At 70.7% G+C, this 14,538-nt stretch carries 17 protein-coding genes and 4 pseudogenes; 9 read left to right on the top strand and 12 right to left on the bottom strand.

The genetic code is table 11. From position 1 onward, the window contains the following. Positions 1-129: 129 nt before the first annotated feature. Positions 130-414: pseudogene (locus tag VG276_19750) on the top strand (cyclase family protein). 158 nt (positions 415-572) lie between these two features. On the opposite strand, the gene VG276_19755 reads toward VG276_19750, so the two are convergent. The 6 genes and pseudogenes from VG276_19755 to VG276_19780 form a co-directional block, all read right to left on the bottom strand. Continuing rightward, positions 573-794, bottom strand: coding sequence for a BldC family transcriptional regulator (locus tag VG276_19755; GenBank protein ID HEV8651565.1), 222 nt, complete (start codon positions 792-794; stop codon positions 573-575). A 448-nt stretch (positions 795-1,242) separates the two neighbouring features. Further along, positions 1,243-1,435, bottom strand: a pseudogene (locus tag VG276_19760) (class I SAM-dependent methyltransferase). 116 nt (positions 1,436-1,551) lie between these two features. After that, on the bottom strand, positions 1,552-1,950 hold the full coding sequence (locus tag VG276_19765; protein HEV8651566.1) for a nitrile hydratase accessory protein: 399 nt from the start codon (positions 1,948-1,950) through the stop codon (positions 1,552-1,554). Further along, positions 1,947-2,570, bottom strand: a complete 624-nt coding sequence (gene nthA, locus VG276_19770) for a nitrile hydratase subunit alpha (GenBank protein ID HEV8651567.1) — start codon at positions 2,568-2,570, stop codon at positions 1,947-1,949. The genes VG276_19765 and nthA overlap by 4 nt, the downstream gene beginning before the upstream one ends. A gap of 79 nt (positions 2,571-2,649) precedes the next feature. Continuing rightward, positions 2,650-3,330, bottom strand: coding sequence for a nitrile hydratase subunit beta (gene nthB / locus VG276_19775; GenBank protein HEV8651568.1), 681 nt, complete (start codon positions 3,328-3,330; stop codon positions 2,650-2,652). Further along, a complete protein-coding gene (locus VG276_19780) occupies positions 3,327-4,883 on the bottom strand; it encodes an amidase (GenBank protein ID HEV8651569.1) in 1,557 nt (518 codons plus the stop codon). The genes nthB and VG276_19780 overlap by 4 nt, the downstream gene beginning before the upstream one ends. A gap of 372 nt (positions 4,884-5,255) precedes the next feature. Here VG276_19780 and VG276_19785 point away from each other — a divergent pair, with 372 nt between their 5' ends. Beyond that, positions 5,256-5,453, top strand: a complete 198-nt coding sequence (locus VG276_19785) for a PspC domain-containing protein (GenBank protein ID HEV8651570.1) — start codon at positions 5,256-5,258, stop codon at positions 5,451-5,453. An 84-nt stretch (positions 5,454-5,537) separates the two neighbouring features. Beyond that, a pseudogene (locus VG276_19790) lies at positions 5,538-5,799 on the top strand (IS5/IS1182 family transposase). Between the two features lie 364 nt (positions 5,800-6,163). Here VG276_19790 and VG276_19795 read toward each other — a convergent pair. Next, positions 6,164-6,982 carry a hypothetical protein gene (locus VG276_19795; protein HEV8651571.1) on the bottom strand — a complete coding sequence of 273 codons (819 nt, stop codon included), beginning with the start codon at positions 6,980-6,982 and terminating at the stop codon, positions 6,164-6,166. 79 nt (positions 6,983-7,061) lie between these two features. Between VG276_19795 and VG276_19800 the strand changes: the two genes are divergently transcribed. Together VG276_19800 and VG276_19805 are read left to right on the top strand one after the other, a co-directional pair. Further along, on the top strand, positions 7,062-7,229 hold the full coding sequence (locus VG276_19800; protein HEV8651572.1) for a hypothetical protein: 168 nt from the start codon (positions 7,062-7,064) through the stop codon (positions 7,227-7,229). 318 nt (positions 7,230-7,547) lie between these two features. Then, the gene (locus VG276_19805; GenBank protein ID HEV8651573.1) at positions 7,548-7,994 is read left to right on the top strand and encodes a YbhB/YbcL family Raf kinase inhibitor-like protein; all 447 of its coding nucleotides are present in this window, start codon (positions 7,548-7,550) and stop codon (positions 7,992-7,994) included. Between the two features lie 184 nt (positions 7,995-8,178). On the opposite strand, the gene VG276_19810 is transcribed toward VG276_19805, so the two are convergent. Together VG276_19810 and VG276_19815 are read right to left on the bottom strand one after the other, a co-directional pair. Then, complete coding sequence (locus tag VG276_19810; GenBank protein ID HEV8651574.1) at positions 8,179-8,466, bottom strand: hypothetical protein; 288 nt, start codon at positions 8,464-8,466, stop codon at positions 8,179-8,181. A 167-nt stretch (positions 8,467-8,633) separates the two neighbouring features. Further along, positions 8,634-9,116 carry an ASCH domain-containing protein gene (locus VG276_19815; protein ID HEV8651575.1) on the bottom strand — a complete coding sequence of 161 codons (483 nt, stop codon included), beginning with the start codon at positions 9,114-9,116 and terminating at the stop codon, positions 8,634-8,636. A gap of 340 nt (positions 9,117-9,456) precedes the next feature. On the opposite strand from VG276_19815, the gene VG276_19820 reads away from it, so the two are divergent. Beyond that, positions 9,457-10,110: a LysE family translocator gene (locus VG276_19820; GenBank protein HEV8651576.1), complete on the top strand. Its 654-nt coding sequence runs from the start codon at positions 9,457-9,459 to the stop codon at positions 10,108-10,110. On the opposite strand, the gene VG276_19825 is transcribed toward VG276_19820, so the two are convergent. After that, positions 10,107-10,199 (bottom strand): DUF2243 domain-containing protein, encoded by a 93-nt coding sequence (locus VG276_19825; protein HEV8651577.1) that lies wholly within the window; start codon positions 10,197-10,199, stop codon positions 10,107-10,109. The two genes, VG276_19820 and VG276_19825, sit on opposite strands and share 4 nt — an antisense overlap. A gap of 286 nt (positions 10,200-10,485) precedes the next feature. Further along, positions 10,486-11,043: a hypothetical protein gene (locus VG276_19830; GenBank protein HEV8651578.1), complete on the bottom strand. Its 558-nt coding sequence runs from the start codon at positions 11,041-11,043 to the stop codon at positions 10,486-10,488. A 106-nt stretch (positions 11,044-11,149) separates the two neighbouring features. Between VG276_19830 and VG276_19835 the strand changes: the two genes are divergently transcribed. From VG276_19835 to VG276_19845, 3 genes and pseudogenes are all read left to right on the top strand, one after another. Then, positions 11,150-11,431: a hypothetical protein gene (locus tag VG276_19835; GenBank protein ID HEV8651579.1), complete on the top strand. Its 282-nt coding sequence runs from the start codon at positions 11,150-11,152 to the stop codon at positions 11,429-11,431. A gap of 23 nt (positions 11,432-11,454) precedes the next feature. Beyond that, a complete protein-coding gene (locus tag VG276_19840) occupies positions 11,455-12,069 on the top strand; it encodes a helix-turn-helix domain-containing protein (protein HEV8651580.1) in 615 nt (204 codons plus the stop codon). Between the two features lie 22 nt (positions 12,070-12,091). Next, a pseudogene (locus VG276_19845) lies at positions 12,092-12,856 on the top strand (SRPBCC domain-containing protein). Positions 12,857-12,905: 49 nt separating this feature from the next. Here the strand turns inward: VG276_19845 and VG276_19850 are convergent. Continuing rightward, positions 12,906-14,360, bottom strand: coding sequence for a wax ester/triacylglycerol synthase family O-acyltransferase (locus VG276_19850; GenBank protein ID HEV8651581.1), 1,455 nt, complete (start codon positions 14,358-14,360; stop codon positions 12,906-12,908). Positions 14,361-14,538: the final 178 nt, after the last annotated feature.

Genomic DNA, 14,538 nt, shown 5'->3' on the forward strand with positions numbered 1-14,538 from the left:
CCGCGGGTCGTCGCCGGACAGGAACCCGGTGATCGCCAGCATCAGGTTGCTGGCGTCCAGGTCGTCGCCGTCGAACGCCTGGGTGTAGGCGCCGGCGGCATTGCTCCAGCCGTGCTCCAGGATCGCGGCCCGGATCTCCTCTTCCTCACCGAGGCGGCCGCCAGGTACCTGGCCGACGCCGGGGCCGCGCTGGTCGGCATCGACTCGCTCAACATCGACGACCCGGCTGATAGCCGGCGGCCGGCACACTCGATCTTGCTTGGGGCCGGCGTCCCGATCGTGGAGCACCTGTGCAACCTCGGCGCGATCGGCGACCGACCGTTTGCCTTCTTCGCGGTGCCGGTCAAGCTACGCGGGCTTGGTAGCTTTCCAGTCCGCGCTTTCGCGCTGTGTGATTCCGTCCACCTGGCTTGAGACCTGGTATGGACAGCGGCTCAACGTGCTGGCGAGCACCCACGACCGCCCTGGTGCCGGGCACGAGCCGAGCAGACCGTCAGCTTCTGCGAGGAGGAGGTCGCCTGGCCGGCCGCCGAGATCTGGCCCGGCCGGAGCCTGCGGCGAACCGCCAGTGCCTATGAAGAGGTCGCGTACTGCTGGTCGGCCGCCAGTGGTTCTGACAGGGTTTCCAGCAGCGCCCGGATCTCCCGGTCGGGGTAGCGTCGGTGGCCGCCGAGGGTGCGCAGGTAGGGCAGCTTGCCCTCCTTGGCCCAGCGGCTGACGGTCTTTGGTGACACCTGGAGGAGCTCGGCGACCTGTGTCGTGCGCAGGTAGCTGGGTTCGGTTGTCTGAGGCACCGCAGCGCGCTCCGTTTCTGCTTGTCGTCCCTCTGGGGGACAACTCTACGCTGCGAGGAAACGGCTTGCATCGAGCGTTCTACCGAGGGCAGGCGAACCGGTGCGTTCCCGCCTTCAAGACGGCCACGACGACAACGTCGAATGCGCCGGCCCAGCCGCGGACCGGCCGCCGTCCGTATGGGCAACCGAGGCCAGGGTGACGACGAGACCGCCCGCTAACGGTGGTGCATTGACCGGTTGAGACCGCCACTCTGCCCGCCCGTTGGAGAAGCGGTCCCAGGACGGCGGCCTCAGCCCGGCTCGTTGACGAGCATACCCACCATCAACCTGAACAGGATGGTGCTCCTTTACGGTTCCTCGGCCACGCGCGACGCCAGGAGAGCCAGCCTCTGCCACACCCGTCGCACTCGCCGTTCTTGCGCTGGAAGCTATCGGGAGGCCTTGCCGGCACCTCGGCCATGTCACCGATGGTGACCGGGATCTGCTCACCACCCGGTTTGGCGCGGAGCCGTGCCACCATCGCCGCCGAGGCGTCGACGCCCTCGAGGTGATACCCCGGGAGGCCAGGGCAGCGCGACCCGGCCGGTCCCGATCGCGAGTTCCAGGACCCGCCCCGCGGCCAGCCCGGCGAGGAACTCCACCGCGGACCGGGACGACGCAGCTCGACCAGGAGGTGGAGGAGCTGGTCGACACCATCTGGCTGCGACGGCTGTACGTGCTTCTGAGAGCGAGGCAGGGTGGCCGGTGAGGTTCCGGCTCAGCGCGCCGGGTCGACGGCGACCGGCTCCCGGTGGGTGTGGTGGTGGTTGGCGTCGCGCGGTGTGGCGAGCATGGCGCCGGTCCGGTCGTCCAGCTCGGTGCCTACCAGGACCCCGTTGCCCGACAGCACGGTCTCCAGCGCCTCCAGCCACCGGTCGTAGTAGCGCCACGGCTCGTCCGCCGCACCGTCCTCCCACTGCCGGATGGCGCCGATCAGGGCCAGCTGGAACTCGCTCCAGTCGTACTGCCCGTTGTGGTAGGCCGCCACCGCCAGCGCGAATGCGCGCAGCTCCCAGGGATGGTTGAAGGACAGTTGATCGGCATCGCCCGGTAGCTCGGTGAGCAGTTGCTCCACCCGCCGCCGGGCGTCACCGACCTGCGTCGTGTCGGTCCTCATGGGGTCGCTGTCGGGCCGGTGCCGATCATCGAGTCGCGCGTCACGAGCGCGGCGAGCTCGGACTCGCTCATCCCTTCGGTGCCCTCGGGGCGCAGCGGCAGCACCCAGTAGCGCATCTCCGAGGAGGAGTCCCAGACCCGGATCTCGACCGACTCGGGGATGTCGAATCCGAAGCTCTCGCGCAGCACCTGGCGCGGCGCCCGGACGATGCTGGAGCGGTAGGCCGGGTACTTGTACCAGTTCGGCGGCAGCCCGAGCACCGGCCACGGGTAGCAGGAGCACAGCGTGCAGACGATCACGTTGTGCACCGTGCCGGTGTTCTCCACGACGACCATGTCCTCGCCCTGCAGGCCGCCGATGCCCATCTCGGCACAGGCTTCAGTGCCGTTGGCGAGCAGCCGCTCGCGGAACCCGGGATCGCTCCACGCCTTGGCCACGACCGACGCGCCGAGCTGCGGGCCGACTTCGTTCTCGTAGATCTCCGCGAGGCGGTCGACCGCCTCGGTGGTCATGATGCCCTTCTCGATCATGATCGACTCAAGGGCCTTGACCCGGGCTGCCACCTCGGCGTCCGAGCGTTGGTGCATGGTGACGGGCAGCGGGCTCTCGGTTGCGCTCATCTCGGCTGTTTCTCCTCACGCGCAGGCTGGGGAAGGGTCGGTGCGGGCGGTGCCGGTAGGTCGGCTCGGCGAGCAGATCTCAGGCCTTCTCGAGGTAGGGCTCCCAGACGTCGAAGTACACCGATGCGTTGGGATCCCCGGCTTCCGGACCCCAGAGATGGGTGGAGTCGAACTTGACGGTGTAGACGTGCTTGGGGTCCTCGCCCCGCCCGTTCCCGGCGCTGTCCGGGTAGATGAACGTGCCGTGCGCGTGCTCGATGACGCCGGTCTTGCCCCGGATGTAGCGGGCCTTGCGGGTGTGGTCGAGCGGGCTGTCGTCGATGACCCGGACCCGGTCGCCGACCGCGAACTTGGGCGCCGCGCCGGACGGCCTGCCGGCCGGGGCCCCGGTCTTGACGACCCCGTTGACGAACGCGAGCAGGTCGGGGTCGTCACGCTGCGGCAGCGGCTCGTCCGGGTGCTCCAGGTAGTGCCGGGTCCGCCGCTCGATCTCGGCGGGGTCCAGCACGCCCGCCTTCTCGCCGTAGTGCTCGACGGTGTGCATCCAGTGCTCGTAGTAGCGCGAGGCCAGGTACTCCGCAGGGTGCATCTGCTCGATGCCGTGGCGGAACTGGTCGACGCCGAAAAACCCCGCCCGGAAAGGCATGGAGAACATGGCGAAGGCCGCCTTCTCCCACTCCGAGTGGAAGACCGGTTCGTCCTTCTCGACGACGACCGGGCCGAGGCCGTCGAGACCACCAAGGTCATGGGCACCGTTCATGGGCTGCTCCCTACGGCTGCGGGCGTGGTCGGCATCGGGAAGCCCCCGACCGCCTTCTCATAGGCCTGCGCCACCCGCAGCGGGGTGGCGTCCTCGAAGTGCTTGCCGACGATCATGAGCCCGGCCGGCAAGCCGTCCACCAGACCGGCGGGCACCGACGTGGCCGGGTGGCCGGTGACGTCGAACGGCGCGGTGTTGGCGATCATCTCCAGGGCGCGCGGGATGTAGACGTTGCGCGGGGCGTCGGCGGGTGGGAGCTCGGTCGCGGTGAGCGGCAGCGTCGGCATGACGAGGACGTCGTAGCGCTCGAGCGCGTCGTCGTAGGCCTTGCGCAGCTCGTAGGCGAGGTTGCGGGCCATCGCGTAGTGCCTGCCGTGCTGGCTGTCGATCGCGTGCCGGCCGGCCAGCAGCACGAGCTTGACCGTCTCGGAGAAGTCCGCGCCGCGCTCCCGCCACTGCTGCCCGTAGTGCGCGATCAGCTCCGGGTCGTACAGTCCCTGCCAGTTCATGCCGTAGGCGTTGCCGTCGACCATCTGCGCGGTCGCGCCCTCGGTGGCGATCACGTCCCAGACCGGCATCGCATCGGCGTGCCACGGGATGGACACGTCCTCCGCGACCAGACCGGCCGACCGCAGCGTTTCCACGGCCGATCGCACGGCGTCATCCACGCCCTGCTGCGAGACCCCTTCGATGCCGAAGCCCTCGGCGACCACACCGATCCGGAGCCCGGCCGCGTCGCTGGCCAGCGCGCCGACGTAGTCCTGCGGCACGACGTCGCGTGGCTGGCGGGCGTCGTAGCCGTCCGGGCCGGCCATCACGCCGAGCATGAGCGCGGCGTCGCTCACGGTGCGGGTCATCGGACCGAGATGGTCGAGGGTGAACTCGATCGGGAACGCCCCGGTGTAGGGCACCAGGCCGTGCGTCGGCTTGTGTCCGACGGAGCCGCTGTACGCGCTCGGGATGCGTACCGAACCGCCCTGGTCACCACCGGTTGCCATGTCGACCGCGCCGGATGCGACGAGCGCTGCACTGCCGCTGGACGACCCGCCTGCGCTCCGCGACGGGTCCCACGGGTTGCGTACCGGCCCGGTGCGCGAGGTGTGGCTGCCGCCGGAGAAGCAGAGGTCCTCGCAGACCGCCTTCCCGGTGATCGTCGCGCCCGCCGCGAGCAGCCGGGAGACGATCGTGGCATCCCGAGTAGGCACGAAGCCCTCGACGGTCCGCGAGCCGTTCATCATCGGCACGCCGGCGACCATCGTGTTGTCCTTGATCGCCACCGCGCGGCCGGCCAGCGGGCCGCCGTCGGCCTCGGTGATGTCGGTGCGGACATACCACGCACCCAGCGGGTTCTCCTCGTCGGAAGGGCGCTGCCAGGCCCGGTCGGTGGGCGGCGTCGGAGCGGTCCTGGCGTAGAGCCGCTCCACCTTGTCCCAGGAGCCCAGCAGGCCGGCGACGAACGGCTCGAACTCCTCGATGTCGGCGGCGGAAAGGCCCAGGCCGTACCTGGCGGCGACCGCCGCCAGCTCGTCGGGGCTCGGCGGACGGACGGACATGACCGACTCCTTCGTCGGGGGCACTCCGCTCCAACCGTAGGAGCCGACAGTCAGCGAGTCAACACGTCGCGCCGTGTTGCCAGATCAAGAGTGCGCGGAGGACGCGTTTGCGCACCCTTCACGGTCGCCCAACGGCAACGCCGAGCCTGCCCGCGCCTGAGCTCGCCCTACGAGATTCGCAGCCAAGGTGGCGTCTGAGGTCCACCCACGGGGAAATGGGGGCTCACATGCCCTCGTTTGGGCGCGCTCGCGAGCGGCCTCATCCATACGGCGCCGGAACGCGGTTGTGGAGGTGACCCCGATGCCCTCGACATGGGACTCCGCTAGCGTGGTCGTCGAGCGTGTCGCTGTCGCCAGAGGAGTTGTCGAAGTATGGAGTCGTTCCGCCGCCAGGGTCTCGTCCGTCCCCGCCAGGGCCGCATCCTGGCAGGGGTCTGCGCCGGTCTGGCGAGGCGGTTCGGGATCGGGCCGTGGACGATGAGGATCCTGTTCATCGTCACGCTGATCGTGATCCCTGGATCCCAGATCATCATCTATCCGATCCTCTGGATCCTGATGCCGTCCGAGTGACCGGCGGCCTTGGCCTCGCCGCGAGCCCGGCCGCCTCCACGCTGGACGGGACGTCGAAGTCCACCTCGCCGGGGTCACCGTCCATCCAACCGGCACGACTCGCCGCTGCTCGGCCCGACCCCTGGGGCCGCGACGCTGCAGGTCGGCACCTTCCCGCAGGACGCCGACGTCCACCTTGACCTGGCGACGACAGTGCGGTGACCAGCGCGCTGCTGGACGAGCTGGGGTTACCGCCACGATCGCCCGCAAGGGGATGCCCGCCCCGGTCCAGGCAGGCCGGCGCTGGGTGGTGGAGCGGGTGCGTTCATGGATGAACGACGACGGCAAGCTGCGGCGCTGCACTGAGGCGGGCCGGTGTACTGGGAGAGCTGCCAGGCCCTGTACGCGGTCGCCGGGCAGGTCCTGGCGCTCGCCGCGCAGGCAGGGGCGGGCTTTTCGATGCCGGTGCTGGAGGGCCGGTGGTGGGTCGAGGACGAGCGCTCCCCGTTGCTCCAGGCATCCCGTGTACTCGCCCTTATCACTGCGGTAATCAAACGCAGTGACGCTGTTTTCGCATTTTGCGCTCGTGAGCAGCCTGACAAGTCACGCCGTTTGGCTGTCCCGTCGTACTGCGCGGCGGTCCGTATGACCGTGACTGCTTCAAACCAGTCAGCGCGGGCGCTATGGAAGGGCGAAGACGGAAGATCGCTCCCTCGGTGAGGTGAACGCGCTCATAGTGCCACCTCGCCGCGTAGCCACTGGATGTACCGCTCGGCGGAGTTCTCCACCACCCGCTGGGCATCCCCGCGCAGCACCGGCTCCCACCAGCCGCCGTAGATGCGGTCGAACCGGTAGGGTCGCACCGCGTCGACGACGCCGCGGACCGCCCGCTCGGGCAGCGGCAGCCGGTTCGGCGCGCTCCGCACGAAGCTGACCCGGTCCTCGCCCGGGGTCACGAAGACGGTGTCGCCGCTGAGCAGCGCACCGGCGCCCGCGGCCCCCGCGGCCCAGTGCACGACCGCGCTGCCCGCGAAGTGCCCGCCGCACTGGACCAGGGTGACGCCGGGAAGTACCGGCAGCGAGCCAGACCAGGTCCGCACCGCAGGGTCGGGGCGGGTGAGCCAGGAGGCGTCGGCCTCGGGCAACAGGATCTCGGCGTCGAGGGCGTGGCTCCACTCGGTGATCGCGCCGTAGAAGTGGGGGTGGCTCGCGCTGACCGCGCGCAGCCCCCCGGCGTCCCTGACCGCCTGCAGGGCCCGCTCGTCGAGGAAGCCGGGCGGGTCCCACAGCAGGTTGCCCTCGGGCGTGCGCACCAGCAGCGCCCGCTGGCCGATGGCGAACGGCGGGTCCACGCCGATCCCGACCAGGCCCGGCTCCACCTCGCGGACGTCACCGCGGTGCCCGGCCGCGCGCAGCTCCTCCAGCGTGGTCCACCGCTGGCCGGTCGCGGGCACCCACTGGCGCTCGTCCGCGCAGATGGCACAGACTCGGGGCGCCTGGTCGGTGTCCGGATAGTGGTTGCCGCAGGTTGCGCAGATCCAGACCAGCACGGCTCCCCCTTCCCAGTCAGGCCACTGTTCCCCCCTTCCCAGTCAGGCCATCCACCACACAGATGCATCGCCCAAGGTCGTGTGGGGCCTCGTCGGGATCTTCCTCTCCCTGGCCCTCGGGGCGACGCTGATCCGAGTGACCAACGCCGAGCTGCCCCGGCTCACCGCCGAGGCCCTACACGACGACCAGCCCGCGACGGCGGCGACCACGAACGCCTTGGCCGGCGTGAGCCAGAACGTCTCGTAGTCGGCCCGGCCTGCCCCTCCCCGCCCTCGTGGATGGCGGAGGGCGGGTCGCGTGGACGTGGAGGGCGGGTCGCAGCGATTCGCCCTGAACCCCAACGCCCTGGAGCGCGCTTCACACGGCAGCGGCAGGCTGCCGGGAATGAAGGGCGGCGCCGCCCCCGCGACCCCGCGGGATTCCTGCTCGGAGCGGCGTTGACCGGCCCCGCTCCGCCGTCCGCGAGCAGGGTGGGATGCTGGTCACCTCGGTGCCGCCGTCGCATGATGTGGAGCCAGGATCGCGTGGCCGAGGGTGGCTCCTGGACACCCATGGAGGTGCGCAGTGACCGGGTTCTCGCTCACCAGCAGCGCTTTTGCGAACCACGGACCCATCCCGCGCCGCCACACCTGCGACGGGGAGGACCGCTCGCCACCGCTGTCGTGGTCGCCGCCACCCGCCGGAACGCGGTCGCTCGCGCTGATCGTGGACGATCCAGATGCGCCAAGCGGCCGCTTCGTCCACTGGCTCGCCTGGGGTATCGACCCGGACGCGGGCGGGCTCGCCGAAGGGGAGGCCGCGCCGGTCGAAGGCCGCAACGACTTCGGCACGGTCGGCTACCGCGGGCCCTGCCCGCCCCGCGGTCACGGCCGCCACCGCTACCGGTTCCGGCTGCATGCCGTGGCCGACGACCTGCGGGTCCCGCCTGGTGCCGGCAGCGACGAGCTGGAGCGGGCCCTGGCGGGCAGGATCCTCGCCGTCGTGGAGCTCGTGGGGCTTTACCAGCGTTGACCGCGGACCGGGCAGGGTTACACGACGCCTCGCGGGTGATGCTCGCGCCGCTCAGCGCGGGCTGCCGGGACTCTGGCCCGTCGGTACCGCGGCGGTTGGAGAGGTCGGATTCGTCGATCGACTGCCCGGTGAATTCCCTGATGCTGTGTCGTGTGCGGGCGCGCCGCGCCCACCCCCGCCGAGCTCAGGAGCGGGCAGGCTTGGCGTCGCCGTTGGGCGAGCGGCTCCGACGTCGGCGAGTGCCGGCGGTGCCGGCGGCACCGTTGGCGGTGCCGCTGCCCGGCTTGCGGCCGCGCTTTTTCAGCACCTTGCCGAGGCCCTCGAGCTTCAGGCCCTGATAGTTCTGCGCCGAGATATCCAGCTGCTGGGTCGACCCGTCGGGATGGCGGATGGTGAGCTGATAGGCCTGCCCAGCGGCAATCTCCTGCGCATCCATGTCGGAAACGTACATGGTGATGGTCTTGGTGCCCATCGGACTCCTTTCACGGCATACCCGCGCGACCCAAATCACAGTCGCGCAGAATTGCGCTCAGCCTAGCCAGCAACGACGCCTCCCGCAACCGCGATCGGCTTTGCCGCCCGCAGGCCGAACCCGCGGCGCCGGCGATGCCCACTCTGGGAGCATGGGCACAACTGCGGTCAGGACCTGGAGCCGACCTCTTCAGGCCGGGGCCAGACGAGCTCGAAGCGTTCGAACACCGTCGGTAGCTCGTCGGAGAACCGGATGCCCAGCTCGGCGCAGCGTCGCGTGAAGTACCGGCGGTGGGCGTCCAGCCACCACGCCAAGGTCCGCTCGCCCTCGCCCTCATCCCACGCGAAGCCAGCGTCAACCTCGCGCAGCGGCTTGATCTCGACCTGGGTGGTCCGGATCACGCACACCGGCAGGCCGCGGCCGTCGGCCACGACCCAGTACCCGCCTTCCCGGGGGACCGGCTCGTGGTCGCGCTCGAACTCCAGCAGCAGCCCGGCCGTGGCCCGCTTGGGCCCGTGCAGCACCAGGTCGGCGAGCTCGTCGGCCATCGCAGGCGAGTCGCCGAAGGCAAACGCGTCGTGGTCGTCGGCGTCGACCCCACAGGCCTGCCGGAACGACTCCCACATGTTCTCGACCGCGCGTCGGTCCACGCCACCCCCCATCGCAAGGACGCCGATCCACCGATCCGTGCCCGGAGACCGCGAGGATACCGCCGATCCCGTCGACGAGGCTGGCGGGATGGGAGCTGCTGACCCCATGATGGAGACTGCCACGGCCAGCGGCACGCTCGCCCGCGAGCAGCTGGCCGTTAAGGCGCCGGCCACCCGGCGGGTGGCGGTGGCGTTTAGCGAGCTGGCCGTGGCGAGCTGATCCTGAGCGGGCGTTGTCGCTTCAGGCTGCCGTTCGTCGGCAGAAAGCAACACAACCCACGGGCCGCTGGAAGGTGACCAGCACTCGCGTGAAACGACCTGGCGAGCGACAATGCGGGACGTGGCAGGCGACTTCATGGGGTTCCTCGGGATCAGTGTCCTGGTCATCGTCACGCCGGGACAGGACACCGCGCTGACGGTTCGCAATGCGTTGCTCGGCCACCGAAGGTGTGGGGTCGTTACCGCGCTTGGGGTCGTTACCGCGCTTGGGGTCGTGACGGGACAGGCGGCCTGGGCGCTCGCCACGGGCGCAGGGATTGCGGCCCTCCTGGTCGCCTCCGAGCCGGCCTTCGTCGCCCTCAAGCTCGCGGGCGCCGCGTACCTGGTGGTTCTCGGAACGCAGGCGCTGTCTGGCGCGCTGCGTTCCGATGGGCCGAGACGAGCGGCGATCGACGAGGGGTCCGCGCGCCGTCTCACCCCTTTGGTTGCCTATCGCCAAGGGGTGATCAGCAACCTCGGGAACCCCAAGATGGCCGTGTTCTTCATGAGCCTGCTGCCGCAGTTCACCTCCCGCGGGGACGCCTCGGTCTTCGTCCTGCTCGTCCTCGGCCTTGTCTTCTGCGTGCTGACACTCATCTGGCTCACGGGCTACGCCATCGTGGTCGCCAAGGCAGGCGATGTCCTGCGCCGACCGAGGATTCGCCGTGTCCTGGATGGCCTGACGGGCGCCGTACTCCTCGGGCTGGGGCTACGGCTGGCAAGCGAGCAGCGCTAGGTCGACCGGTCGTAGAAGTGGTGCGAGCCCAGCAGCTGGTGGAACACGATCACGTCGACCAGCCCCGCCAGGCCCACCCCGGCGAGCACCGCCGGCCACCTGCGCCTCCGGGACCCCCGCCCGCGACCCGGTTCCTGGCTGCCGCCGCGCCATCACCCCGCCCGTCCTGCTCGCGCCTCTCGCCGTCGCGGCCCGCACCGCCGGCCAACAACCCTGCGGGAACCGCCGGGTAGCCGACGACCTCCTCCCCAAACCGCCTGCAGCACCCAAGCCGAGCCCAGATCCCCTTTGAGCAACACCGTGTGCAGTGTCAACTGGAGATGGGCTGCCATGGGTTTCCCCACCGCGACGTTGCTCGCCGCGGGAGGCCTGACCTCACGGCCGCCTGACCGCCAGCAGCCTACGGCCGAGCAGGACCAGCCCGGCCAGGATCAGCAGGGCCGGCAGGGCGTAGCGGCCGGCCACCCCGTAGCGGCGGCCGCCGATCCCGACCACGACCTCGAAGAAGACCGCGGAGACCAGGAAGGCGACCAGCCCGGCTGCGATCAGCCAACCGCCGCTGGCGGCCAGGTCGCGACGGTCGCGCACGACACCCAGCAGCCACCGCCCGATCCCACCACCGACCAGCACCACCAGGGTCCAGGCGTAGGCCCAGGTCTCAAACCGGCCGGTCGCGTTCTGGAACAGCAGCACCAACCCGGCCATGGTGACCACGCCGCCGACCGTGGCCAGCACCTCACCCAAGCGGCCGGGCGCGGCCAGGCCGAGCCCCAGCAGGGCGAGGCCCGGGACGATCACGAAGACCGGCCAGCCGACCCGTCCCAGGTCCAGGTGGAAGGCCTGACCGAGCAAGACCACAATCCCGAGCAGCAAGAGCAGCCCGCCGAGTGCTGTCTCCCAGCCGAGCCACCGCCGTCCAGCGCCGTCGTCCATGGTCGCCTCCCAGAGCCGATCTCTCCGCCGCTGGCGTGATGCTGGCACGCGGCCCGGGACCGCGCGCTCGCCCGCGCCGGGGAGATCGGCGCCCCACCTCCCTCTGGTGGGGGAGCACCAGTGGCTGGCGCTGGCCACGGGGCTGCGCTTCGGCCTCTCCTACCGCGACGTCGAGGAGCTGCTCGCCGAGCGTGGGGTCGAGGTCGACCACGTCACCGTGTACCGCTGGGTGGTGCGGTGCACGCCGCTGCTGGCCGACGCCGCCCGCCCCTGCCGGCACCCGTGGGAGATCGCTGGTTCGTGGACGAGACCTCCGCCCAATGCAACAGCGCATGCCATGGACCTCCGCACCGTGGCGCCGACAACTTCAAGCATTTTGACAACATGACTTGTCGGTGGCACCCTGGCGACATGCTCGACGTCACCCTCATCGACGACCCCGCCGCCGCCGAGGCCACCCTCGACCCGATCCGGGCCCGGCTGCTGGCCGAGCTCCACGAACCCGCCTCGGCCACGACCCTGGCCGCCCGGGTGGGCCTGCCCAGGCAGAAGGTGAACTACCACCTCCGCGCGCTGGAGCGTCACGGCCTCGTCACCCTCGTGGAGGAGCGCCGCAAGGGCAACTGCACCGAACGGGTCCTGCAGGCCACCGCGGCGGCCTACGTGATCTCCCCGGCCGTCCTCGGCGCGGTGGCGCCCGACCCGGGCCGCTTCCCTGACCGGCTCTCGGCCCGCTGGCTGCTCGCCCTGGCCGCCCAGCTGGTCCGCGACGTGGGCGCCCTCATCACCGGCGCGACCAAGGCCGGCAAACCGCTGGCCACCTTCGCCATCGACGGCGAGGTGCGGTTCGCGACGGCGGCCGACCGTGCCGCCTTCGCCGAGGAGCTGGCCAGCACGGTCGCCGCGCTGATCGGCAGGTACCACGACCAGACCGCCGAAGGCGGGCGTGAGCACCGCCTGGTCGTCGCCCTCCATCCCAGCGTCACCACCAGGCCGGCCAAGACCGACACCGACACCGAGACCTGAGGAGTGCCGAGATGGGCCATGAATTCGAGCTCCGCAAGGAGATCACCCTGGACGCCACCCCCGAGCAGGTCTGGGAGGCGATCGCCACGGGCCCGGGCATCGACGCCTGGTTCATGGGCCGCAACCAGGTCGAGCCCCGCGAGGGTGGCGCGGCGCGAATGACCCTCGCCGGCGTCACCCAGGAGTCCACGGTGACCGCCTGGGAGCCATGCAGGGACCTGAGGGTGCGGAGGAAGACCGCAGCGACGGGTTCGACCAAGGCGGCTGGCTGGTCCCCTACGCCGACGAGGACATGGGGCGCTTCGTCGCCGACTGGTTCGCCGCGGCGGACGCCTTCCTGCTGGGGCGAAGGACCTACCAGATCTTCGCGGCGTGGTGGCCGCAGGTCACCGACGAGGCCGACCCGGTCGCGACCAAGCTCAACAAGCTGCCCAAGTACGTCGCCTCCACGACCCTGGACAAGCTCCAGTGGAACAACTCCACGCTGCTGAAGGGGGATCTCGCGGACGAGGTCGCCAAGCTGAAGCGCCAGCCCGGGAACGAACTCCAGGTCCACGGCAGTGGCCAGCTCGCCCAGACCCTGATGGCCCACGACCTGATCGACGAGTACCGCCTATGGATCTACCCGGTTGTCCTGGGCAGCGGCAAGCGGCTGTTCAGGGACGGGATCGCCCCGGCCGCGCTGCGACTGGTCGACACCAAGACGACCAGCACCGGGGTCGCGGTCCATGTCTACCAGCCGGCGGGCAAGCCGGCATACGGCTCATTCGCCCTCGAGCCGCAGTCATAGCCACCACTGACTGCCGGGGCGCCCGTGCGCACGGGCGCCCCGGCAGTCACTTGCCACGCCGTGTCGCCGCGTTGTCGAGGCTGTCGGTCAGCACCCGCAGCTCCTCCTCCAGGTAGGCCGTGAGCCTGTCGACGTCGGGCACCAGCTCGCGGCACGCGATGACCCCGAAGAACAGGGTGTCCCGGTAGCTCATTGCCGTGATGTTGAGGCCTTGGCCGTCGACGATCGCGGACAGCGGGTAGTACGCGAGCAGTTCGGCGCCGGCGTAGTAGAGCGGCACGTTGGGGCCGGGGACGTTCGAGATGATCAGGTTGAAGAGGCTGGCCCGTTCGACCAGGCGGAGGCGCGCGGCCACCCGGGCGGCCTGCCCGGCAAGCGCCGGCACCGCGAACTGGGTGACGTCGGTCAACAGGTTCGCCGGCAGCGCGTCGTGCTGCTCCTTCGCGGCGCGCATGGCCTCATGCACCACCCGCAGGCGGTCGCGTGGGTCGGCAAGCTGGGTAGGCAGGATGGCGAGCATGGTGGAGACCCGGTTGCCGTGGGTGCCCTGCTGCTCCTCGGTCCGGACCGAGACCGGTACCGCGGCGATCAGCGGGACAGCGGGCAGGGCGTCGTGGTCGGCCAGCCACCGGCGCAGCGCCCCCGCGCACAACGCCATGACGACGTCGTTGACCGTGACCCCCAACGCGTTCTTCACGCGCTTGACCTCCGACAGGGGCAGGCTGGAGAACCCCCACCGCCGGTGCTGGGTGATCGATCGGTTGAACGGCGTCCCCGGCGCCCGCAGACCGGGCTGCGACAGGATGGCCTCCCCATCCCGTCGCAGCAGCCGGTCGACCAGCGGCAACCTCGGCCGTGCCGGGCTGGCCACCAGCGCAGGCGCTGACCGGAGCAGGTCGACGCAGAGCCGCGCCACACGGACCGGGTGACCGGCGAGCGATACGGCGCTGCGCGCGAGCAACTCGACCGCGCCCGGTTGCCGCTCCGTCTTGGGAGGTGGCGGGTCGGGCAGCCTGCGACCCTCGGGCGACAGGTCGAGCAGTGCGGCGAGGACGTCGTTGCCGGACACGCCGTCGATGGCCGCATGGTGGACCTTGCTGTAGATCGCCGCCCGTCCACCCTGCAGCCCGAAGATCAGGTAGAGCTCCCAGAGCGGTCGGCTGCGGTCCAGCGGACGAGCGTGCAGACGGGCGGCCTGCTCGGCGAGCTGCCGATCGCTGCCGGGGAACGGCAGGGCAAGTTCCCGGACGTGGAACTCGATGTCGAAGTCGGGATCCTCGATCCAGTACGGCTGGTCCAGGCCCAGTGGCACGTCGACCAGGCGGCGGCGGAGCAGCGGGACCAGTGGCAGCCGGGACTCGACCACCCGGGTGAACCGCTCCAGCGTCAAGGGCTCGGGCGCGGTCGACGGGTCGACGATGCAGACGCTTCCCACATGACCGAACACCGTCCGGGTCTCCATGGCCAGGAACGCCGCATCCAGTCCCGTCAGCTGCTGCACGTGGTCACCCCCCCGGCGGCCCGGCGCCGACGACCGCCGCGCGGACCACCGATGTGCCGATCTCCCCGGTCGGTCCGGTGACGGCGACGGTGAGCGCCATGGTCAGCTTCCCTCGCAGTCGCTGAGCTGGGCAGGCAGCTTCGGAGACGTGGTGACGACCCTGCCCCCGGGTCGCCAG

The sequence above is a fragment of the Actinomycetes bacterium genome (assembly GCA_036000965.1).
Classification (GTDB): Bacteria; Actinomycetota; CALGFH01; order CALGFH01; family CALGFH01; genus DASYUT01.

What these genes read in the sequence shown, in the direction of transcription:
- VG276_19765 (HEV8651566.1), bottom strand. Translation starts at nt 1,950, where the DNA reads ATGAGGACCGACACGACGCAGGTCGGTGACGCCCGGCGGCGGGTGGAG.
- nthA (HEV8651567.1), bottom strand. Translation starts at nt 2,570, where the DNA reads ATGAGCGCAACCGAGAGCCCGCTGCCCGTCACCATGCACCAACGCTCG.
- nthB (HEV8651568.1), bottom strand. Translation starts at nt 3,330, where the DNA reads ATGAACGGTGCCCATGACCTTGGTGGTCTCGACGGCCTCGGCCCGGTC.
- VG276_19780 (HEV8651569.1), bottom strand. Translation starts at nt 4,883, where the DNA reads ATGTCCGTCCGTCCGCCGAGCCCCGACGAGCTGGCGGCGGTCGCCGCC.
- VG276_19785 (HEV8651570.1), top strand. Translation starts at nt 5,256, where the DNA reads ATGGAGTCGTTCCGCCGCCAGGGTCTCGTCCGTCCCCGCCAGGGCCGC.
- VG276_19810 (HEV8651574.1), bottom strand. Translation starts at nt 8,466, where the DNA reads ATGGGCACCAAGACCATCACCATGTACGTTTCCGACATGGATGCGCAG.
- VG276_19830 (HEV8651578.1), bottom strand. Translation starts at nt 11,043, where the DNA reads ATGGACGACGGCGCTGGACGGCGGTGGCTCGGCTGGGAGACAGCACTC.
- VG276_19840 (HEV8651580.1), top strand. Translation starts at nt 11,455, where the DNA reads ATGCTCGACGTCACCCTCATCGACGACCCCGCCGCCGCCGAGGCCACC.